Source organism: Parazoarcus communis (assembly GCF_003111665.1).
In the GTDB taxonomy this organism is placed as follows: Bacteria; Pseudomonadota; Gammaproteobacteria; order Burkholderiales; family Rhodocyclaceae; genus Parazoarcus; species Parazoarcus communis_B.
Genome location: NZ_CP022188.1, coordinates 2,415,518 through 2,437,351 on the forward strand (window position 1 = coordinate 2,415,518; position 21,834 = coordinate 2,437,351).

The following is a 21,834-nucleotide window of genomic DNA, read 5'->3' on the forward strand; positions in this document are numbered from 1 at the left end:
AGTCCGGCGCAAGCCGCGACCACTGCGAATTTTCCGGCGGGATGGTCCCGCCACAGTTTAAACAGTACTAAGGAGTGAACTCGATGAAGATTCGTCCCCTGCACGATCGCGTGATCGTCAAGCGTCTGGAAGCCGAACGCAAGACCGCCAGCGGTATCGTGATCCCCGATTCCGCCGGTGAAAAGCCCGACCAGGGCGAAGTGCTGGCTGTCGGCAACGGCAAGATCCTGGACGACGGCAACGTGCGTCCGATGGCCGTCAAGGTGGGCGACAAGGTGCTGTTCGGCAAGTACGCCGGCCAGTCCGTGAAGGTCGAAGGCGACGAACTGCTCGTCATGCGCGAAGAAGACATCATGGGCGTGGTTGAAGGCTGAGCCTCCCGCAATCCCACGATTCTCGATTCGAAATAATTCAGGAGTTCTAAAGAATGGCTGCTAAAGAAGTCAAATTCGGTGATTCCGCGCGCGAGCGCATGGTTGCTGGTATCAACACCCTGGCCAACGCGGTCAAGGTCACCCTCGGCCCCAAGGGTCGCAACGTCGTGCTCGAGCGCTCCTTCGGCGCCCCGACCGTGACCAAGGACGGCGTTTCCGTCGCCAAGGAAATCGAACTGAAGGACAAGTTCGAAAACATGGGCGCGCAGATGGTCAAGGAAGTTGCTTCCAAGACCTCCGACATCGCCGGTGACGGCACCACCACGGCAACCGTGCTGGCTCAGTCGATCGTTCGTGAAGGCATGAAGTTCGTTGCTGCCGGCATGAACCCGATGGATCTGAAGCGCGGCATCGACAAGGCTGTCATCGCCACCATCGACGAGCTGAAGAAGCTGTCGAAGCCCTGCTCGACCAACAAGGAAATCGCCCAGGTCGGTTCGATCTCCGCCAACTCCGACGCGGACATCGGTGAGATCATCGCCCGCGCCATGGACAAGGTCGGCAAGGAAGGCGTGATCACCGTTGAAGACGGCAAGAGCCTCGCCAACGAACTCGACGTCGTCGAAGGCATGCAGTTCGACCGCGGCTACCTGTCGCCCTACTTCATCAACAACCCGGACAAGCAGGTTGCCATCCTCGACAACCCGTTCGTCCTGCTGTTCGACAAGAAGATCTCCAACATCCGTGACCTGCTGCCGGTACTGGAGCAAGTTGCCAAGGCCGGCCGTCCGCTGCTGATCATCGCTGAAGATGTCGATGGCGAAGCGCTGGCGACCCTCGTGGTGAACAACATCCGTGGCATCCTCAAGACCTGCGCCGTCAAGGCTCCGGGCTTCGGTGACCGCCGCAAGGCCATGCTGGAGGACATCGCTGTCCTGACCGGCGGCCAGGTGATCGCAGAAGAAGTGGGTCTGACCCTCGAGAAGTGCACGCTGGAAGAGCTGGGCCAGGCCAAGCGTATCGAAGTCGGCAAGGAAAACACCATCGTTATCGACGGTGCCGGCGACGGTGAGCGCATCGAAGCACGCGTCAAGCAGATCCGTGTTCAGATCGAAGAAGCGACCTCCGACTACGATCGCGAGAAGCTGCAAGAGCGCGTGGCCAAGCTGGCCGGCGGCGTTGCTCTGATCAAGGTTGGCGCTGCGACCGAAGTCGAAATGAAGGAAAAGAAGGCGCGCGTCGAAGACGCACTGCACGCCACCCGTGCTGCTGTTGAAGAAGGTATCGTTCCCGGCGGCGGCGTTGCCCTGCTGCGTGCTCGTGCCAACCTCACCGGCCTCAAGGGTGACAACCATGACCAGGACGCCGGCATCAAGATCGTGCTGCGCGCCATGGAACAGCCGCTGCGCGAAATCGTTTCCAACGCTGGCGACGAGCCCTCGGTGGTGGTGAACCGCGTAACCGAAGGTGAAGGCAACTTCGGCTACAACGCTGCAACCGGCGAGTACGGCGACATGGTCGAAATGGGCGTGCTGGATCCCACCAAGGTGACCCGCACCGCGCTGCAGAACGCAGCTTCGGTTGCTGGCCTGATGCTCACCACCGACTGCATGGTTGCTGAACTGGCTGACGACAAGGCTGGTGGCGGCATGCCCGACATGGGCGGCATGGGTGGTATGGGCGGTATGGGCGGTATGGGCATGTAATTGCCCGCTGACCTCACGGTCAAGCTCAAAGGCCCCGCTTCGGCGGGGCTTTTTTTCGCCTGTCGTGATCTGCGGCTCAGAGGATTCGGGCGGGCGCAACCGCGCGTGGGGCAAAGCGCTACGCGCAATGACTCAGGCGTGGGATAATCGCGGAGAAAGGAAAAGACGGCAGGGAGCATCGGCGCCATGCGCGCGACGCTCCCCGGAACGCGTGCGCTGCTGAACGCGTGCGTTCCCGAAGACCGAGTAAAAGGAGAACAGCGGGACTGAATTTAATGGGTTCCGCTTACATTCAACTTACATCCGGAATCCTATGCGCATTCTTCTCGCGGAAGATGACCCAGTCATCGCCGACGGAATCGGCAGGGCGCTCAAACGTGGCGGGTATGCAATCGACCATGTTGCCAATGGTGCAGACGCGGATGCAGCGCTGGCCTCGCAGCCCTACGATCTGCTGATTCTCGACCTCGGACTCCCGAAGTTGCCAGGTATTGAGGTGCTCAAGCGATTGCGGAGCCGCAAGTCTGCAATACCGGTCCTGATCCTCACCGCGCAGGACGGTGTCGAGGACCGTGTGCGCGGCCTTGATGCGGGCGCGGACGACTACATGACAAAGCCCTTCGCCTTGCCCGAGCTCGAGGCCCGTGTGCGTGCTCATACCCGGCGCGGTACCGGCCAGCCGCGCTGTATCGAGGTGGGCAACCTGACTTACGATCAGGCCGATCATGTGGTCAAGATCAATGGTCAGATGGTCGAACTCTCCGCGCGCGAAGTCGGATTGCTGGAGGTCTTCATCCTGCGGGTCGGGCGGCTGGTGAGCAAGGACCAGCTGGTGGACCACTTGTGTGGCTGGGGTGAGGAAGTGTCGAGCAATGCGATCGAGGTCTATGTGCATCGACTGCGGAAGAAGCTCGAGGATAGTGGCGTCCGTATCGTGACCGTTCGCGGTCTGGGCTATTGCCTGGAAAATCCGGATGCTGTCCCGGCTACGAAGGCCTGACCGCAAGCCGACCGGGCAGCGCGCTCCCGGGCAGCCCAACTCGCTGTTCGGCGAAATCCTCGACTGGCTGCTCGCGCCCTTGCTGTTCCTGTGGCCGATTTCGATCATCGTCACCCACAACGTTGCCGACAACATCGCCAACCAGCCCTACGACCGGGCGCTGGCCGACAGTGCGCGCGCACTCGCGCGACTGGTCAAGGTGGAGGATGGCAAGGTGGTGGTGCATTTTCCGGCACCGCCGCGTGCGCTGTTCAGGGCCGATCAGGACGACACCGTCTACTATCAGGTCGCAGATCAGGGCGGCGAGACCATCACCGGTGACCGCGAGATCCCCTGGGTGGCGCCGCCCGCGTCGGTGCTGGGTGAGGAGGTGCGTTACCGCGACGAGGTCATCCATGGCGAGGAGGTGAGGGTCGCCTATCAGTTTCTGCGCGCGTGGCCGGAGCCTGCCAGTCCGCTGGTGCTGGTGCAGGTTGCCGAAACCCGCAACAAGCGCTCTGACCTCGCCTCGCGGGTGGTGACCGGGGTGCTGCTGCCGCAGTTCGCAATCATCCCGCTGGCCGTGGTACTGGTGTGGGTGGGGCTGACGCGCGGCATTGCGCCGCTCAACCGCCTGCAAAGCCTGATCCGGCGACGACGCCCGACCGACCTGTCGCCGATCGTGCCGGCCAGCGTTCCGGAGGAGGTGCGGCCGCTGATCATCGCCTTCAACGACATGATGGCCCGCCTTGAAGAGAACCTGCAGGCGCAGCAACGCTTCATTGCCGATGCCGCGCACCAGATGCGCACGCCGCTGACCGGTTTGCGCATGCAGACCGAACTGGCGCTGCTCGAGAGCGACCCCGAGCAACTGCGTAATTCGCTGACGCAGATCGCTGACAGCACCGAACGCGCCGGGCACCTGATCAATCAGTTGCTTTCGCTTGCCCGCGCCGAGGCCAGCTTCGAGAAGCTCTACGCGGTCGAACCGGTCGATGTCGAGGCGATGGTGCGTGAGGTGGGGCAGGATCTGTTCCCGCGTGCGCTTGCCAAGGGCATCGATCTCGGGGTGGAGAGCAGCGGGCAGGGCATGCTGGTCGAGGGCAACCCGGTGCTGTTGCGCGAGATGGTCAAGAACCTGATGGACAACGCCATCAAATACACCCCGCGCGGTGGCAGCGTGACTGCACGCACCCGTCACGCCGGCGCGCCGATTTTCGAAGTCGAGGACACCGGCGAGGGTATCCCCGAGGCGGATCGCGAGCGCGTATTCGAGCGCTTCTATCGGGTGCTGGGCAGCGGCGCGGACGGTTCGGGGCTGGGGTTGCCCATCGTGCGTGAGATTGCCGAGCTGCATCGCGCCACGGTCAGCCTGAGCCCCAATCCGGCGGGGCAGGGGACCGTCGCGCAGGTCGTCTTTCCGCGCAGCCAGCTGCAGCTGCCGCCGCCGGTTCACGGGGACTATTTTCCACTGGGCTGAGCGGAGCGACGCGTTTTCCGGTTGTGCGTTAAGCTGTTGTTCAGTAACTATTAAGGTATTGATATAAAAGAATAAAAACGAGTTTTCGTAAGCTCGTCGTAAGTCTCCCTCTCTACCTTGTCGCTGGCCGGGCGCATGCCCGGTGCGATCAATGCCCGCATGGAGGGGGAGACATGGAAAACGATTCGGTGGCAAAAATCATTGCCAACCCGAAGTATCAGCGCCTGGTAAGCACGCGCTCGAAATTTGGCTGGCTGCTGACGGCGATCATGATGGTCGTCTACTACGGCTATATCGCGATCATCGCCTTCGACAAGGAAGTGCTTGCGGCCCGGCTTGGCGAAGGTGTGACCAGCGTAGGTATCCCCGTCGGTTTTGGTGTGATCGTCTTTACGATCATCATTACCGGCATCTACGTGCGCCGTGCGAACTCCGAGTTCGACAAGCTGACTGAAGAAGTCGTCAGGGAGGCAGGCAAATGAACGCCCGCCATCTGAATATTCTGGGCGGCGTTGCGCTTGCCCTTTTGTCCGCAGCCGTGCTGGCGGCCGGTGGCGACCTCGGACAGGCCGAGAAGCAGGCCACCAACTGGACTGCAATCAGCATGTTCGGTGGTTTTGTGGTGCTTACCCTGTTCATCACCAAGTGGGCAGCGGCCAAGACCAAGTCCGCTGCAGACTTCTACACCGCAGGTGGCGGCATCACCGGCTTTCAGAACGGTCTGGCGATTGCCGGTGACTACATGTCGGCCGCGTCCTTCCTCGGTATCTCGGCCGCGGTGATGGCGAGCGGCTACGATGGTCTGATCTACTCGATCGGCTTTCTCGTGGGCTGGCCGGTGATCACCTTCCTGATGGCGGAGCGGCTGCGCAACCTGGGCAAGTTCACCTTCGCCGACGTTGCCGCCTACCGCTTCAAGCAAACCCCGATCCGGGCTTTTGCCGCATCCGGTACGCTGGTGGTGGTGTCCTTCTACCTGATCGCGCAGATGGTCGGCGCGGGCCAGTTGATCAAGCTGCTGTTTGGTCTGGAGTACTGGATGGCGGTGGTCATCGTTGGCGCGCTGATGATGGTCTATGTGTTGTTCGGCGGCATGACGGCGACCACCTGGGTGCAGATCATCAAGGCTTGCCTGCTGCTGGCCGGTGCGTCCTTCATGGCCTTCATGGTGATGGCGCAGTACGGCTTCTCGCCGGAAGCGCTGTTTGCCGCATCGGTACAGGTCAAGGCAACGACTGCCGTGGCTGCAGGCAAGACGATCGAGGAGGCGGGGATTCTCGGGCAGGCGATCATGGGGCCAGGGTCCTTCATCAAGGACCCGATTTCGGCGATCTCCTTCGGCATGGCGCTGATGTTCGGCACCGCTGGCCTGCCGCACATCCTGATGCGCTTCTTCACCGTCCCCGATGCAAAGGAAGCGCGCAAGTCGGTGTTCTGGGCCACCACCTGGATCGGCTATTTCTACGTGCTGACCTTCATCATCGGCTTTGGCGCGATCGTGCTGGTGTCGACCAATCCGGGCTTCCTTGACGCGAAGGGCGGTCTGATCGGCGGCAACAACATGGCGGCCATCCACCTGGCTAACGCGGTGGGCGGCAACGTGTTCCTCGGTTTTATCTCCGCAGTCGCTTTTGCCACGATTCTGGCCGTGGTTGCCGGTCTGACGCTGTCCGGTGCATCGGCTGTCTCGCACGACTTGTACGCCACGGTGTTCAAGAAAGGCAATGCCGACTCTGCTTCCGAGCTGCGTGTGTCGCGCATTACCACGCTTGCGCTTGGTGTGGTCGCGGTGGTGCTGGGGATTGCCTTCGAGAAGCAGAACATCGCCTTCATGGTGTCACTGGCCTTCGCGATTGCGGCATCGGCCAACTTCCCGGTGCTGTTCATGTCCGTGTTGTGGAAGGATTGCACGACGCGTGGCGCGGCCATCGGCGGCTTCCTCGGTCTGACCACTGCGGTTGCGCTTACGGTGGTGTCGCCTTCGGTGTGGGAAGCGACGCTGGGCAACCCCAAGGGTTCGGCGCTCTTCCCCTACACCTCGCCGGCCCTGTTTTCGATGGCGGCAGGCTTCATCGGAATCTGGCTGTTCTCGGTGCTGGACAACAGCGAGCGTGCGAAGGTCGACCGTGCGGGCTATCTGGCGCAGAAGGTGCGCTCGGAGACCGGCATCGGCGCGTCGGGGGCTTCTGGTCACTGATGTGCTTCAACGTGTGCGCTCATTCGCAGGAGTCTGCGGTGAGCGTGCTGCAAGACACCAGGCTGCAGTGGGTGATGCCCGCTGCAGCCTTTTTTACTGCGTCAGCGGCAAGCGCACTTGCACCCGCGTGCCCTTGCCGCGTGGCGAGGCGGAGATCCTGATGCTCCCATGATGACAGCGCGCAATCTCGCGTGCGATAGGCAGTCCGAGGCCGCTTCCCGACAGGCTCGTTTCGGGCAGGCGATAGAAGCGCTCGAAGACGGCTTCGCACCGGTCTTCCGGAATCCCCGGGCCCGTGTCGCTGACCTCAAGTTCAAGCATCCCGTCCGCCGCCGCACAGCGCAGCGAGACCTCGCCACCGTCGGGTGTGTAACGCAAGGCGTTGTCCATCAGGTTGGCGATCAGTTCGCGCAGCAGCGTAGGGTCGCCGACGATGGAGACCGGTTCGCGCGCGATGCCGAGGTCGATCGAGCGCGCATCAGCCTTCTCCAGCCACTCCTCGACCATGTCGTCGATCAGATGAGCGAAATCGACCGTCGATGCATTGACCATCAGTTGCGCACCGGCCTCCGCGCGCGCCAGCGCGAGCAACTGGTTGGCAAGACGCGTCACCCGCTGAATGGAGCGCTTCAGTCGCGCCAGTGCGGCATCGTCGGCAGGGTGCGACTCAAGCAGCTCAATCTGCATCTGCAGCCCGGCGAGCGGGGTACGCAGTTGATGTGCCGCATCCTGCAGAAACTGTCGCTGTCCGGTATTGGCCGCGCGCAGACGGTCGAACAGGGCGTTGAGTGCGCGGACGACCTCGCGAATCTCCAGCGGCACGCTCTCGGGCGACAGCGGCGAAAGATCGGTGCCGGTGCGCCCACGCAGTTCATCTTCGAGCCGCTTCAATGGGGCCAGGCTGGACGGAATGCCCAGGCGTACGGCCAGCGTGGCCGCAGCCAGCAGCATGACCGCAGCCGATCCGAATCCAAGCAGCAGGCGCTCTAGTGCCTGCTGGCGCTTGTTCAGCGTCTCGCCAACGGTAATGTAGATGGTGTGGTGACCGAGGGTCTGCTGCAGGCGCACGGCACGAATCGGCGTGTCGCGATAGTGGCTGTCGAAGAACTGCGGTGCGGCGAGGTGGTGCGCGGGCAGGCTCTCGACGTTCGGCTGCAGCTCCGTGGCACCCGTGCCGTTGCGTGAGCGCTCACTGCCGAGTGAGGGCAGGTCCGTATCACCACCCAGGATGCTTCCGTTTCCGGTTCTGACGCGAAAGTAGATGTCGTCGATGGTGTCCGTCCGCAGGACCTGCTCGGCGCCGCCCGTGAGGTCGAGCGTGATCTGCCCATCCCGCAGCAGGACATGGTTTGCCGCCCCATGTGCGAGGTTGATCAGGTTCTGGTCGTATGCGGTACCGATCACGCTCTTCGCGATACCGTAGCTGATGCCTCCGGCCGTAATCAGCAGCAGGAAGGTAGGGCCGGCAAAGTTCTGCAGCAGGCGCCGATAAAGGCTTGTCTGCATGGCCTAGTGGCCGGGGCCGAGTTCCAGCCTGTAGCCGAAGCCGCGCACCGTGCGGATCAGCAGGCCCGCAGGCTCGAGGCGGGGGCGCAGGCGCGAGATGTACACTTCGACTGCATTGCCGCTGGCGTCTGCCTGCAAGTGGTCTTTGGGTACGGTACGGCCGTCGGCTGCCGCAAGGGCTTCGAGCAGCGTCCATTCACGCGCGGTGAGGTTCAGCGGTTCGCCGTTCAGCGCAGCCAGTCTGCCGTCAAGGTCGAGCGTCAGGGGGCCGAAGGAAATCGACTGCGTTGTCGCATACTTGCCTCGCCGCAGTACCGCCCGCATCCGCGCTGTGAGCTCGGCAAGCTGGAATGGCTTGGCCAGATAGTCGTCGGCGCCAAGGTCGAGGCCGTAGATGCGGTCGTCGAGGGCATCGCGTGCGGTGATCAGCATCACCGGAACCGCCTGCTGACGGCTGCGAATGCGTCGCACCAGTTCATAGCCACCAAGCCCGGGAAGGCCGACATCGACCAGCGCGAAATCAATGGATTCCGCCTGCAGCAGCTGATCCGCGCGCATCCCGTCGCTCTCCTGCATGACGGTATCGCCCTGGCCGCGCAGAAAACTTGCGATGCCGTCTGACAGCTCGGGGTCGTCTTCGACCAGTAGTACGCGCATGGTTGTCTCAAGGTGAGTCGGTCACGCTCTAACGCGGCACCAGCACGCTGTGCTGACACGGTGCGCATGCGTCTGGAGAAGAAACAAGTGAATTTGAATGCGATTATGCATTGACGACAGAAAATCTTCCGCTATAATGCGCTCCTCGTTGGCCAGTTAGCTCAGTTGGTAGAGCAGCGGATTGAAAATCCGCGTGTCCGTGGTTCGATTCCGCGACTGGCCACCAGAACAAGCAAAAACGCCGATCCATTGGGTCGGCGTTTTTGCGTTCACGATCAGGAAGTCCGCGTGGGAGTCATGCTGGCGAATTTGCTGCCGTTCTCCAATTCTTTCTATCACCCGGACGAGAGAGAGAGTGCGGATTCATGCTGGACGACAAGACTGCGTGGCAGCTTCTTGAACGGCAGCGTCTCGCTCTGGAATCCTGCACTCCGGCATTCACAGCTTCTCAAGCCCGGTTCTCACGGAGGCTGCACGTTGGTGGATAGCGTCGCGTGCTGCCTCATCGAATTTCCCCAGTTGCCGATAGACCATCCCCAGCCGATGATTTGTCTCAAGTACTACACGATTCCGCTCAAAGAAGTCCCAATACAGCGCGTTGAACGGACAGGCCTTCTCTCCGGTTCGTGCGCTGCGGTCGTACGCGCAGCCTTTGCAGTAATCGCTCATGCGGTCAATGTAGGCTGCACTCGATACATAAGGTTTCGTCGCAAGGCCACCGCCGTCTGCGTACTGGCTCATGCCAAGCGTGTTTGGTAGTTCCACCCATTCGAAGGCGTCGATGTAGATGCCGAGGTACCAGCGGTGCACGGCCACCGGGTCGAGGCCGGCGAGGAGGGCGAAGTTGCCGATTACCATCAGGCGCTGGATGTGGTGGGCATAGGCATGTTCCAGCGACTGGCTGATGCTGTGGGCGAGGCAGCGCATTCGCGTCTCGCCGGTCCAGAACCACGATGGAAGCGGGCGGTCGTGTCCGAAAAAGTTATGGCTGACGTAGTCAGGCATGTTCGCCCAATACACGCCGCGCACGTATTCGCGCCAGCCGAGGATCTGGCGAATGAAGCCTTCTGCGGCAGGCAGTGGCACCTTGCCTTCGAGGTGGGCGGTTTCGGCTCGCTGCACGACCTCGCGCGGGTTGAGCATCTTGGTGTTGAGTGCGAATGAGAGCAAGGAGTGGAACAGGCGCCACGCGCGGTAGGTGAGCGCGTCCTGGAAGTCGCCAAAGTGGGGCAGGCCGTCGCGGATGAAATCATCCAGTTGCTGCAGGGCTTCCGCACGGTTCAGCGGCCAGGTGAAGCGGTCTGCCGAGGGGTTTCCGAAGTGGCCGACGCCCGCATCGACGATGGTCTGCCACAGGGCGGTGTGATCATGGCGAGGCCGGCGGTCGGTCGGTTCTGCAGGGTAGCCGGGCCAGGGTTTGCGGTTGTCCTGGTCGAAGTTCCACTTGCCGCCCAGCGGCTTGTTGCCGGTCATCAGCACCTGGTGCCGGCTGCGCATCTGGCGGTAGAAATGCTCCATCAGCCACTGCTTGCGCTGTGCAAAGATGTCCGTAGCCTCATTGCGGGTGGTGTAGAAGTGTTCGCTATCGACCATGCCGCCCTTGAGCGCAGACTGCTTCAGGTAGTCGGCGAGTTGGCGGTCGAGACGCCATTCGTCAGGCGCCTGATACTCGAAGTGGGTGATGCCATGCTCTTTGACCAGCATGTCGAGGTTGGCGGGTAGTGATTGGAGATTTTCAGGGGCATCGATGGCCAGATAGACGACCCGGTGTCCTGCCCCGGACAAGGTTCTGGCGACGTCTCGCATGGCAGCAAAGATGCCGATGATCTTCTGCGCATGATGCAGGACGTAGTCGGTCTCCTGGCGGATCTCCATCAGTACGTAAACCACATCGGGAGAGGTGGTGGCGAACCAGCTGTGCCCAGGGTTGAGCTGGTCGCCGAGAATGAGGCGCAGCGTTGTCATGGCGCACTCCAGAGTGCGCGGTAGTTCCCGTCGGGATCGTGTTCCGCCGCCTGCTTGTCGGGGTTGAAGCGGCGCCCTCCGCGCGGATCGGTGCCGTAGCCGGCGATATACAGCCAGTTGCCCTGGTTGCTGCAGATGTCGAAGTCGATGAGGCAGGATTCGAACCAGGCGGCACCTGCGCGCCAGTCACAACCGAGTTCATGGATGAGATAGCTGGCCACGATCTGGCGCATGCGATTCGAGATATAGCCCGTTGCTGCAAGCTCCCGCATTCCGGCGTCGATCAGGGCGTGACCCGTCTGACCGCAGCGCCAGCGTTCGAAGGCGCTTGTGTCATGCGGCGGAGACGCATTCCCCTTGAGCCCGCTGGCGCGGAACAGACGGCGGCCGTATTTACGCTGAAGCAGGCGAAAGTAGTCGCGCCACAGCAGCTCGAACCACAGCCAGTAGCTGCTCTCGCTGGCACCGTGTTCGGCTTCGAAAGTCACGAGATGCGCATGGATCTGCGGGGCGGAGAGCGCGCCGACTGCCAGCCATGGAGAGAACTTGCTGGAGTCGTCGAGGCCGGCAAGCTTGTTGCGGGTCAACTTGTAGCTGTGTGGCAACTGACGTGCCATGTAGCGTCGAAGGTGCGCAAGGGCAGCGGACTCGCTGCCGTGATATTCCGGGCGGGTGCAGGGAAAGGCGGCGCGTGGATCTGGCGTCATTGACGGGATGCTTGTGCTCGCCCGGGAGGGCACCAAACCCGTTGGCAAGGGCGGAAGCCGGTCGCGCTCCGGCAGGGGGCGCCGAGGTCTGATTGCCGCTTTTTCGACCACGCGGCGAAATTCGGTGAACACATCGGGCAGGTCCTTGCTCGCGAAGGGCAGCGTGCCGGGCTCGAGCAGGGTGGATTGCCAGACCTCATCGACCATCATGCCTGCCTGGCGCAAGGCTGCGACCTCGTCCTCTTCTTCGGGCGCTGCGATGGTTTCGCAGACGATTCTTTCTGCACCCAGCGATCGGGCCAGCCCCGGAAGGGCTTCAGCGCAAGGGCCTGTCAGTTCGATCAGGCGGCTGCCGGCCGAAGTGATTGCCTCCGAGAGGCCGGCAACGGCGGTGGAGACGAAGTGGCGCCGGTGCGGGCCAATTCGCGTGAAACCCCATCGGGTTGTCTGCTCGATTGCGTGGCAGTAGACCGGAACGAGTTCGCAGCGGCTCTGCTCAGCCAGACAGCACGCCTTTTCGAACGCGGGGTTGTCATGCAGTCGCAGATCGTTTCGGAACCAGTAGATGATGGGCGTCATGCGTCAGCCTTGCGCTGCCTGCTGCAGCGGACGGAGCAGTATTTGACCTCTTCCCAGCAGCGCGCCCACTTCTTTCGCCAGGTGAAGGGACGACTGCAGCACGCGCAGATCCTGGTCGGTAAATCGGATTTCTTGAGCATGGTTTGCAACAGCAAGGAAGGCGTCGAACTCGGTCAGCCGATGTGAGCGCAGAGCGATGGTTATCCTTGTTTGTCCTGGACAAAGCGTATTGATGTTCATAATATCAGAACGCCTAAGCTGAAATTATGATTGATGTTCAATATTTGTCGTGGACGTATGTCAGCGGCCGAGAGTGAGCTTCAAGCCCTGTTGTGGAGAGCGTCTGATGAATTCGTTTCCTGATTCCCGGCCGCAGGCGGTTGCATGGCTGGGTTATGGCGGCCTGTTGCCATTCGTGATGCTGACGGCGCTGCTTGCTGTCGATGTTGATGGGGGCGCGTTCTTCCGTGAAGCCCTGATTGGGTACGGCGCGGTGATCCTCAGCTTTGTCGGCGCCCTGCATTGGGGCTTCGCAATGGTCCTTTCAAGGCTTACCGCCCCGCAACGCACGGAGGCCTTTGTCTGGAGCACGGTGCCGGCGCTGCTGGCGTGGCCGGCAATCTGGCTGGCAGACAGCGTTGCGGTACCCGTCCTGGTTTGCGGATTCATCGCCCATTACGTGCAGGATCTTCGCCTTGCACGGCGCGCGGAGTTGCCGGCCTGGTATCTGCCTTTGCGCCTGCAGCTGAGTGTCGTGGCGTGTGCGTGTCTTTCCGTCAGCCTGCTGCTGGGTCAGGTGGGGCGCTGACAGCAACCCCGCGCCAGAATCCCGGCGCGGGGCTGTGTGCTGTTACGCCAGGTTGCGCAACTCCCTCAGTGTGACCGACAGCATCGGCATGTCGATGACGGTCGAGCTCTTGATGTCGGCAAAGAGCAGGCGGCTGCGTTCGATCTGGGTGCAGCGCTGGTTCTCCCATGCGGCGACCAGGGCCTCCGGGTCGTCCAGATCGGGCGACAGGCGCAAGACGTTTCCGGCGAGGTGTCTCGCCTGCGCGGAGAGGTCGTCCCGCAGTGCGGTTCGCGCCAAGCCTTGCCAGTGCGTCTCGGCGGGCAGGGCGGAAATCTGTTTGCCCAGCCAGTGCAGGTCGAAGCGACCGCCGAGCGCGAAGTACACGCTGGCGACGATCTGCTGAGCGCGCCCAGTTTCTGCAGCCACTTCCACCAGGTCGAGTGCCGAGTAGAGCTCGCCGAGCCCCGCAACCCGTTGCGCAAGTGACTCGGGTACGCCTTGTTCGATGTAACTGCCTGCCATCTGGTCGAGCTCTGCGCGGTAAGCGGGGGTGACGACCTCGTGCAGGGTGTGGGCGAGTTCGGTCGCGCCGGGGCGGAAGCGCTCGAGCGTGACCGAGAGGTCGCGGGTGAGTTCGGGATGGCGCAGGAACCACAGCGTGCCGCGCAGTACGAGACGGCTGGAGTCGATGATCATGGCCGTCTGCACGGCGTCCGCCACCTGGTTGTCGAGCGCTTCGATTTCCTCCCACAGCGAGACCAGGTGGAACACCTCCCGCGTTGCCAGATAGGCGCGAACAATGTCAGGGGCGGTCGCGCCGGTTTCTTCCTGCAGGCGGCTTACGAATGTGGCGCCGACGCGGTTGATCATGCTGTTGATGACGTGCGTGGCAATGATCTCGCGCTGCAGCGGGTGACGCTGAATGTGATCGGCGTAGCGCTCGCACAGGGCTTTCGGGAAGTAGCGCATCAGGGCCTGCGAGATGAAGGGATCCTCCGGCAGATTCGATGCAAGCACCGCGTCGTATAGCTCGATCTTGCTGTAGGCCAGCAGCACTGCGAGTTCGGGGGAGGTCAGGCCGGTATGCGCAATCTTGCGCTCGGCGATTTCCTCGTCGAAGGGCAGGAACTCGAGTTTGCGGTTGAGGCGCCCGGCGTTGCCCAGCTTGCGCATGTAACGCGCCTGCTCGTCGAGCAGTTCGACGCCGCGGGTTCTTGCGACAGACAGGTTCTGCGTCTGGAAGTAGTTGTCGCGCAAGACCAGGTCGGCCACTTCATCGGTCATTTCAAGCAGCAGCTTGTTGCGCTGCTTCTCGGTGAGTTCGCCCTCGGTCATCACCGCATTGAGCAGGATCTTGATGTTGACCTCGTGGTCCGAGCAATCCACGCCGCCCGAGTTGTCGATGGCATCGGTGCAGATGCGGCCGCCCTTCAGTGCGAACTCGATACGGCCGAGCTGGGTGGCCCCCAGATTGCCGCCTTCGCCGACGACCTTGCACTGCAGTTCGTTGCCATTCACGCGGATTGCATCGTTGGCACGGTCACCTACCGAGGCGTCGGTTTCGCTGCTGGCCTTGATGTAGGTGCCGATGCCGCCGTTGTAGAGCAGGTCGGCAGGTGCCTTGAGGATGCAGCGCATCAGTTCGGAGGGGGGCAGAAACTCGGCGTCGGTACCCAGGATCTCGCGCATCTGCGGGGTCAGGGCGATCGACTTTACGCTCCGTGGCCAGATTCCGCCGCCAGCGGAGATCAGCTTGGCATCGTAGTCCTCCCACGATGAGCGCGGCAGGGCGAAGAGGCGGGCGCGTTCGTTCCAGCTGGTTTCCGGATCGGGGCTGGGGTCGATGAAGATATGGCGGTGGTCGAAGGCGGCAAGCAGCTTGATCTGTTTCGACAACAGCATGCCGTTGCCGAACACGTCGCCCGACATGTCGCCGACACCCACCACCGTGAACGCTTCCTCCTGGGTGTTGATGCCCATCTCGCGGAAGTGGCGCTTGACCGATTCCCAGGCGCCGCGAGCGGTGATCCCCATCTTTTTGTGGTCATAGCCGACCGATCCGCCCGAGGCGAAGGCGTCGCCGAGCCAGAAGCCATAGTCGCTCGCCACGCCATTGGCGATGTCGGAGAAGGTTGCCGTGCCCTTGTCGGCCGCGACCACCAGATAGGGGTCGTCCTCGTCATGGCGGACCACGTTCTCGGGCGGTACTACCTTGCCCTGCACCAGGTTGTCCGTGAGATCGAGCAGGCCGGACAGGAAGATGCGGTAGCAGGCAATGCCTTCGGCCTGCATGGCTTCGCGACCGCCGCTCGTGGGTGCGTTCTTGACGACGAAGCCACCCTTGGATCCCACCGGTACGATCACGGCATTCTTGACGATCTGAGCTTTCACCAGGCCGAGAATCTCGGTTCGGAAGTCTTCCATCCGGTCCGACCAGCGCAGGCCGCCACGTGCGACCTTGCCGCCGCGCAGGTGCACCCCTTCGATCCGCGGCGAGTAGACGAAGATCTCGAACATCGGCTTAGGCTGCGGCAGGTTGGGAATCTGCGAGGGGTCAAGCTTGAACGAAAGGTAGGGCTTGGGTTCGCCGTCCTTGCCGGGCTGGTAGAAGTTGGTGCGCAGCGTGGCCTGGATCATGGCCAGGAACTGACGCAGGATGCGATCCTCGTCGAGGTTCGCAACGCTGTCGAGGGTGGCGTTGATCTCTTCCACGATACGCTCGCAGCGGGCGCTGCGTCCGCTCTCTCCGGCGGGGTCGAAGCGCGCGCGGAACAGCCTGGCCAGCTGCGCGGTGAGCGCCGGGTAGTTGGCCAGGGTTTGCTCCATGTAGGTCTGGCTGAAAGTGAAGGCTGCCTGCTTCATGTGCTTGGCGTAGGCGCGCAGCATGCTGATCTCGCGCCAGTCGAGGCTGGCCAGCAGGGTCAGGCGGTTGAAGTCGTCGTTCTCGATCGCGCCTTGCCAGGCGCGCCGGAACACAGCGTGAAACAGCGGTCGCAGTTGTTCCAGATTCAGTTTGTCGACGCCGGCAAAGGTCATGCCGAAGTCGTGCATCCACACCAGGGAGCCGTCCTGGCGCTCGATGCGGTAAGGGCGCTCTTCGACCACCTTGACTCCGGTGCGCTCCAGCATGGGCAGGCTCAGCGAGAGCGGGACTGGCGTATCCGCATAGAGCAGCTTGAAGTGGAGGCGGCCGGCAGGCGCCTCAAGCGGCACGTACAGGTTCATGGCCAGACCGTCGTTGGCCTCGATCGACTCCATGAGTTCGATGTCGTGCACCGCGTTGCGCGCAGCGTAGTCCTCGCGGTAGCCGGCGGGAAATGCGTTGAGGTAACGCCGGCACAACGACATGCCCCGCTCTTCCCCGTGATGTTCTAGCAAGGCCTGCTGCAGGCCGTCTTCCCAGCGTCGCGCCACGCTGACCAGGCGAGCTTCGACCTCGCGTACGTCAAAGGGCGGAATCGTCGAGTCTTTGGTGCGGACGGTAATCAGCACCCGGGCCAGGGCGGATTCGGAGAAGTGCACCTCGAATTCGGATGCAACGCCGGCAAAGGACTCCATGAGCACCGCCTGCATGCGCTTGCGCTGCTCGGTGTTGTAGTTCTCCCGCGGGACGTAGATCAGGCAGGAAACGAAGCGGGCAAAGGCATCGCAGCGCACGAACAGACGGATGCGCTGACGCTCGCCGAGACGGAGGATGCCGGTCGCGGTGTTGAACAACTCGTCGGTCGAGCTCTGAAACAGCTCATCGCGCGGATACTGCTCGAGAATTGTTGCCAGCGCCTTGCCAGCGTGGCTGCCTGGCAGCAGGCCCGCCTGTGCGATCACGGTCTGCAGTTTGCGCCGGAGTAGCGGGATGCGTTTGGGGTTGGTGTTGTAGGCGGTGGAGGTGAGCAGGCCGATGATGCGACGCTCGCCGGTGACACGCCCCTCGGCGTCGAAAGTCTTGACGCTGACGTGGTCGAGATAGCCCTGACGGTGGATGGTCGAGCGTGTATTCGACTTTGTGATGGTCAGCAGGGTTGGGAGGTGGGCCTGCGCCTTGAGCTGGGGCGGCAGGGCCGCGAATGATTGGGATTGAAGGCTGTCGCCCGATTCACGCAGCAGGCCGATGCCGGAGCCGCTGCGAATGCGCAACTCGTTTTCACCGGCTTCGCTGACCAGATCGTAGTCGCGACAGCCGAGCAGCACGAAGTTGTCATCCGCCATCCATTCCAGGAAGGCGTGGGCTTCGGCGATGTCCTCCGGGGTTTCCGGGGCCGTGGTGGTGGCAGTTTCGGCAATCACGTCGTCGAGACGCTGTTTCATGGCCGGCCAGTCGGCAACTGCGGCGTTCACATCCTGGAGCACGCGGGTGATGCCGGTCCGGATCGCATCCAGTTCGTCCGGATTGGTGCGGCGGTCGACTTCGACATGGATGATCGACTCGTAGTGTGCGCCGTCTTCATCGGCTGCATCCGCAACCCTGACGAGGAGTCCCTGTGCATCGCGTATCACCGGGATGACCGGGTGAATGATCAGGTGCAGGGTGAGTCCCTGCCGATTGACCTCGATGCCGATCGAATCGACGAGGAAGGGCATGTCCTTGCCGACCATTTCGATGACCGTGTGGGTGGACTCCCATCCGTGCTCGTCGATACGGGGGTTGTACACCCGCAGCTTCAGGCCATCGTCGTGTTGCCGCACAAACTGCCAGTGGCTCAGCACCGCGCCGTACAGATCGGCGACGTCGCGCTCGGCGAGGTCATCGACATCGACCTGGCTGAAGTACTTGCGAACGAATGGTTCAGCTGCTTCGGCCTGGTCAGCGGGCAGTTTTGCGTGGATCAGTGCCACGACGTCTTCGATCTGGCTGTTGCTGGCTGCGTCGGTGGATGCGGGCATCACGGCTGTCTCCTCGTTGTTTGAACATGCCTGGATGGCCTCCGGCGTGGTGCAGTCTGTGTGCACCTGATGTTCTTTTCGTGGCCGGTAGGCTCATTTATTCAATGAGCCTACCCCACTCTGGCGAGGGGGGGAAGTTGGTGTTTGCGCTATAATCACCCGATCAGAGCACGGCCGGCGCAGCGCGTCGGTGAGTGTGATTTCGCTTGAGGCTGGAACGAGCGGGCCACCATGAGTGCTGGCCCGTTTTCTTTTGGCGTTCCCGGAAACGCTTGATTTAGCGCATTCTTGGCTGCATTTTCGGTTTGATATAATTCGCCCTGACGCTTGGCCCCACTTCCTGAATGCAACTCTACGCTCTCGGCCTGAATCACCATACCGCACCGCTCGCCATTCGTGAGCGCGTGGCGTTTCAGCCTGAGCGGCTCGACCAGGCGCTGCATGACCTGACGCAGGGGTCGGCCGTGCGCGAAGCGGCGATTCTGTCCACCTGCAACCGCACTGAGCTGTATTTTGCCGCCGAGCAACCGCAGCACGCGGCCGACTGGCTTGCCGATTTCCATCGGCTGCCGCTCAACGAGGTTGCCCCCTATCTTTACTCGCATCCCGAGCGCGACGCCATCAGACATGTATTCCGGGTGGCGAGCGGGCTCGATTCCATGGTGATTGGCGAGCCCCAGATTCTCGGGCAGGTCAAGGATGCCGTTCGGCGTGCAGAGCAGGCCGGGACCATGGGCACCTTGCTGCACAAGTTGTTCCAGAGCACCTTCGCCGTTGCCAAGGAAGTGCGCTCGACGACGGCAATCGGGGCCAATACGGTGTCGATGGCTGCGGCGGCGGTCAACCTCACCGAACGCATTTTTGGTCAGGTGTCCGACCAGCACGTGCTGTTCATCGGTGCGGGCGAGATGGTCGAGCTCTGTGCGGCTCACTTTGCTGGCGCAAACCCCAAGTCGATGACGGTTGCCAATCGCACCGAGGAGCGCGCACTTGCGGTGGCCGGCCGGTTCGGCGCGGACACCATGCGCATCGACCGCATCGGCGAGATGCTGCCGCGCTTCGACGTCGTTGTGTCCTGTACGGCCTCGCCCTTGCCGATCGTCGGCCTGGGCATGGCCGAACGTGCGGTCAAGGCGCGCCGTCATCGCCCGATGGTGATGGTCGATCTTGCCGTGCCGCGCGACATTGAACCAGAGATCGCGGGGCTGGATGATGTCTTCCTCTATACGGTCGACGACCTGGCCCAGGTGGTCGACGCAGGCATGGAGTCGCGGCAGCAGGCCGTGATCGAGGCCGAGGGCATCATCGATACGCGCGTCGATGGTTTCCTGCACTGGATGCAGGTCCGCGGTGCGGTGCCGACCATCCGCGCACTGCGTCAGCACGCTGAGGGCGTTCGCGAAGCCGAGGTTGAGCGCGCGCTCCGTCTGCTCGCTCGGGGCGATGACCCGCAGCAGGTGCTTGAGGCGCTGTCGCATGGCCTCACCAACAAGTTGATGCACGGCCCCACGCGCTTCCTGAACCAGTCCGAAGGCGAGCAGCATGCCGAGGCCGGGCGGCTCGTTCAGCAACTCTTCAATCTTCCGTCTCACCACTAGCCGAAGTTCGGCCGCCACGGACGCCGAGGCGTCCGGGTGCATCTCGTTGATCCGATGAAGCAGAGCATTCGCGACAAGCTGGAACATCTTACCGGGCGTCTGGAAGAGCTCGATCGCGAGCTCTCGTCGGAGGATGGTGCGCGCGACATGAACGCGTTCCGTGATCTGTCGCGGGAACGTTCCGAAATCGAACCGGTGGTCGCGCTGTACCAGTCCTGTCGCCAGGCCGAAGCCGACTGCGCAACGGCGCGCGAGATGCTCGACGACCCCGAGATGCGTGAGCTGGGCCGAATGGAGCTGGAGTCGGGTGAGGCGCGCATTGCCGAACTCGAAGATGCACTCCAGCTTGCGCTGTTGCCGCGCGATCCGAATGATGAGCGCAACCTCTTTCTGGAGATCCGCGCCGGTACGGGCGGCGACGAGGCCGCGCTGTTTGCCGGCGATCTGCTGCGCATGTACACCCGCTTTGCCGAGCGCCAGCGCTGGAAGGTCGAGATCGTGTCGGCGAACGAATCCGATCTCGGTGGCTACCGCGAGGTCATTGCGCGGGTGGTGGGCAACGGTGCCTACTCGAAGCTGAAGTTCGAGTCGGGCGGGCACCGGGTACAGCGTATCCCGGTCACCGAGACCCAGGGCCGCATTCACACCTCGGCGTGTACGGTGGCGGTCATGCCGGAGGCGGACGAACTCGACGCCATCGAGATCAATCCTGCCGATCTGCGCATCGACACCTTCCGTGCCTCCGGCGCGGGCGGCCAGCACATCAACAAGACCGACTCCGCCGTGCGTATTACCCACGTACCCACCGGGCTGGTCGTGGAGTGTCAGGACGACCGGTCGCAGCACCGCAACAAGGCGCAGGCCATGGCGGTGCTGGCGGCGCGGCTCAATGATGCCCAGTTGCGCGCCCGTCAGGCCTCCGAGGCGGCAACCCGGAAAAGTCTGGTTGGCAGCGGTGACCGCTCAGAGCGCATCCGCACCTACAACTTTCCGCAGGGCCGGGTGACCGATCATCGCATCAACCTGACGCTCTACCGGCTCGATGCGGTCATGGAAGGCGATCTGGACGAGCTGATCGACGCGCTGGTGCTCGAGCACCAGGCAGATCTGCTTGCCGCGCTGGCGGACGATTGAGCATGAGCGCGATGACCGACATCGCCGGAGCCCTCGGCTGGGCAAAGCAGCGCATCGACCTGATGGAGGCGCGTGTGCTGTTGCGCCACGTGCTCCAGTGCCCGGCGTCGCGCCTGATCGCGTGGCCCGAGACCAGGCTCGAGCCCGAAGACTGGGCCCGTTACCGCGAGCTGGTCGAGCGCCGCGTAGCCGGCGAGCCCGTGGCCTACCTCACCGGCGAGCGCGAGTTCTACGGGCGCGAATTCATGGTCACCCCCGCCGTGCTGATTCCCCGCCCGGATACCGAACTGCTGGTCGAACTGGCCGTGGCACATGTTTCGGGCATGCAGCGAGCGCGTTTGCTCGATCTGGGCACGGGGTCGGGCGCGCTCGCCATTACGCTTGCGCTCGAACTCGAGGGCGCGGATGTCACCGCAATCGACCGCTCGCGCGAGGCGCTGTGGGTGGCGATGGCCAATGCCGCGCGTCTGGGGGCGAGCGTGTCCTTCGTGCAAAGCGACTGGTTTGCCGGACTGGGCGAGGAGCGCTTCCAGCTCATCGTCGCCAATCCGCCCTATATCGCATCGGCCGATGAGCATCTGGAGCAGGGCGACCTGCGTTTCGAGCCCCGCACCGCGCTTGCTGCCGGGCCTGCGGGTCTCGATGATCTGGCAGAAATCGTCGCCCGCGCACCGGCCCATCTGGAGGCAGAGGGCTGGCTCTTCCTTGAGCACGGCTACGATCAGGCGTCGGCCGTGCGGGGTCTGCTGGCAGATGCGGGTTTTGCTGCGATTGCCTCGTGGAAGGATCTTGCCGGTATCGAACGGGTATCAGGCGGACGCTGGCTTGGCCGCGTCTGACGCCGTTGTTGTCTGAGTCATTGACGGTCGGCAGACGCAGGCCTAAAATTTACCCGACTATTTAACTCAACTTTTACGGGTACGAAAAATGGACACTCAGGACGTCATCCGCGAACAAGTCACCACCAACCCCGTCGTGCTCTACATGAAGGGTACGCCGCAGTTCCCGCAGTGCGGCTTTTCGTCGACCGCAGTGCAGATTCTCAGCGCATGTGGCGTGAAGAATCTCCACACCGTGAACGTGCTCGCAGACGAAGCCATCCGCCAGGGCATCAAGCAGTTCGCCAACTGGCCGACCATTCCGCAGCTCTACGTTAACGGCGAGTTTGTCGGCGGATCGGACATCATGCGTGAGATGTACCAGAGCGGCGAGATGCAGCAGATGCTGAAGGATGCAGGTATCGTCGAAGCCTGATCCTGAGAGTGTTAAGCAGCGGGGTGT

Annotated in this window: 17 protein-coding genes and 1 tRNA gene; 12 read left to right on the forward strand and 6 right to left on the reverse strand. The window is 62.7% G+C overall.

Annotated features, from left to right (window positions below):
- The first annotated feature begins 83 nt into the window (after window positions 1–83).
- The 6 genes from groES (at window position 84) to CEW87_RS11050 (ending at window position 6,736) form a co-directional block, all read left to right on the forward strand.
- On the forward strand, window positions 84–374 hold the full coding sequence (gene groES / locus CEW87_RS11025) for a co-chaperone GroES (protein ID WP_108950805.1): 291 nt from the start codon (window positions 84–86) through the stop codon (window positions 372–374).
- 53 nt (window positions 375–427) lie between these two features.
- A complete protein-coding gene (gene groL, locus CEW87_RS11030) occupies window positions 428–2,080 on the forward strand; it encodes a chaperonin GroEL (RefSeq protein ID WP_108973006.1) in 1,653 nt (550 codons plus the stop codon).
- Between the two features lie 313 nt (window positions 2,081–2,393).
- Window positions 2,394–3,080: a response regulator transcription factor gene (locus tag CEW87_RS11035; protein ID WP_108973008.1), complete on the forward strand. Its 687-nt coding sequence runs from the start codon at window positions 2,394–2,396 to the stop codon at window positions 3,078–3,080.
- Window positions 3,055–4,539, forward strand: a complete 1,485-nt coding sequence (locus CEW87_RS11040) for a sensor histidine kinase (RefSeq protein WP_108973010.1) — start codon at window positions 3,055–3,057, stop codon at window positions 4,537–4,539. The genes CEW87_RS11035 and CEW87_RS11040 overlap by 26 nt, the downstream gene beginning before the upstream one ends.
- A gap of 173 nt (window positions 4,540–4,712) precedes the next feature.
- Window positions 4,713–5,021 (forward strand): DUF485 domain-containing protein, encoded by a 309-nt coding sequence (locus CEW87_RS11045; RefSeq protein WP_108973012.1) that lies wholly within the window; start codon window positions 4,713–4,715, stop codon window positions 5,019–5,021.
- Window positions 5,018–6,736 carry a cation acetate symporter gene (locus CEW87_RS11050; protein ID WP_108973014.1) on the forward strand — a complete coding sequence of 573 codons (1,719 nt, stop codon included), beginning with the start codon at window positions 5,018–5,020 and terminating at the stop codon, window positions 6,734–6,736. Before CEW87_RS11045 ends, CEW87_RS11050 begins: the two co-directional genes overlap by 4 nt.
- A 93-nt stretch (window positions 6,737–6,829) precedes the next feature.
- Here the strand turns inward: CEW87_RS11050 and CEW87_RS11055 are convergent, their stop codons facing one another.
- Together CEW87_RS11055 and CEW87_RS11060 are read right to left on the reverse strand one after the other, a co-directional pair.
- Window positions 6,830–8,242, reverse strand: a complete 1,413-nt coding sequence (locus CEW87_RS11055) for a sensor histidine kinase (RefSeq protein WP_108973016.1) — start codon at window positions 8,240–8,242, stop codon at window positions 6,830–6,832.
- Window positions 8,243–8,245: 3 nt separating this feature from the next.
- Window positions 8,246–8,899 carry a response regulator transcription factor gene (locus CEW87_RS11060; protein WP_108973018.1) on the reverse strand — a complete coding sequence of 218 codons (654 nt, stop codon included), beginning with the start codon at window positions 8,897–8,899 and terminating at the stop codon, window positions 8,246–8,248.
- Window positions 8,900–9,049: 150 nt separating this feature from the next.
- Between CEW87_RS11060 and CEW87_RS11065 the strand changes: the two genes are divergently transcribed.
- A tRNA-Phe gene (locus CEW87_RS11065) sits at window positions 9,050–9,125 on the forward strand.
- 212 nt (window positions 9,126–9,337) lie between these two features.
- Here the strand turns inward: CEW87_RS11065 and CEW87_RS11070 are convergent.
- The 3 genes from CEW87_RS11070 to CEW87_RS11080 are packed head-to-tail and all read right to left on the reverse strand — an operon-like array spanning window position 9,338 to window position 12,290.
- Window positions 9,338–10,864: a cryptochrome/photolyase family protein gene (locus CEW87_RS11070; RefSeq protein WP_108973019.1), complete on the reverse strand. Its 1,527-nt coding sequence runs from the start codon at window positions 10,862–10,864 to the stop codon at window positions 9,338–9,340.
- Window positions 10,861–12,150 (reverse strand): DASH family cryptochrome, encoded by a 1,290-nt coding sequence (locus tag CEW87_RS11075; RefSeq protein ID WP_108973021.1) that lies wholly within the window; start codon window positions 12,148–12,150, stop codon window positions 10,861–10,863. Before CEW87_RS11075 ends, CEW87_RS11070 begins: the two co-directional genes overlap by 4 nt.
- Entirely contained in the window at window positions 12,147–12,290 is a 144-nt protein-coding gene (locus CEW87_RS11080; RefSeq protein ID WP_108973023.1) for a DUF2256 domain-containing protein, read from the reverse strand. Before CEW87_RS11080 ends, CEW87_RS11075 begins: the two co-directional genes overlap by 4 nt.
- A 206-nt stretch (window positions 12,291–12,496) precedes the next feature.
- Between CEW87_RS11080 and CEW87_RS11085 the strand changes: the two genes are divergently transcribed.
- A complete protein-coding gene (locus CEW87_RS11085; protein ID WP_108973025.1) occupies window positions 12,497–12,958 on the forward strand; it encodes a DUF3429 domain-containing protein in 462 nt (153 codons plus the stop codon).
- A gap of 42 nt (window positions 12,959–13,000) precedes the next feature.
- Here CEW87_RS11085 and CEW87_RS11090 read toward each other — a convergent pair whose 3' ends face one another.
- Window positions 13,001–17,821 carry an NAD-glutamate dehydrogenase gene (locus tag CEW87_RS11090; protein ID WP_108973027.1) on the reverse strand — a complete coding sequence of 1,607 codons (4,821 nt, stop codon included), beginning with the start codon at window positions 17,819–17,821 and terminating at the stop codon, window positions 13,001–13,003.
- Between the two features lie 344 nt (window positions 17,822–18,165).
- On the opposite strand from CEW87_RS11090, the gene hemA reads away from it, so the two are divergent.
- The 4 genes from hemA (at window position 18,166) to grxD (ending at window position 21,807) form a co-directional block, all read left to right on the forward strand.
- Entirely contained in the window at window positions 18,166–19,419 is a 1,254-nt protein-coding gene (gene hemA, locus CEW87_RS11095; protein ID WP_108973029.1) for a glutamyl-tRNA reductase, read from the forward strand.
- A gap of 54 nt (window positions 19,420–19,473) precedes the next feature.
- Window positions 19,474–20,553: a peptide chain release factor 1 gene (gene prfA / locus CEW87_RS11100; protein ID WP_108973031.1), complete on the forward strand. Its 1,080-nt coding sequence runs from the start codon at window positions 19,474–19,476 to the stop codon at window positions 20,551–20,553.
- Window positions 20,554–20,555: 2 nt separating this feature from the next.
- Window positions 20,556–21,392 carry a peptide chain release factor N(5)-glutamine methyltransferase gene (gene prmC, locus CEW87_RS11105; protein WP_108973033.1) on the forward strand — a complete coding sequence of 279 codons (837 nt, stop codon included), beginning with the start codon at window positions 20,556–20,558 and terminating at the stop codon, window positions 21,390–21,392.
- Between the two features lie 88 nt (window positions 21,393–21,480).
- A complete protein-coding gene (gene grxD, locus CEW87_RS11110; protein ID WP_108973035.1) occupies window positions 21,481–21,807 on the forward strand; it encodes a Grx4 family monothiol glutaredoxin in 327 nt (108 codons plus the stop codon).
- The last annotated feature ends 27 nt before the right edge of the window (window positions 21,808–21,834 follow it).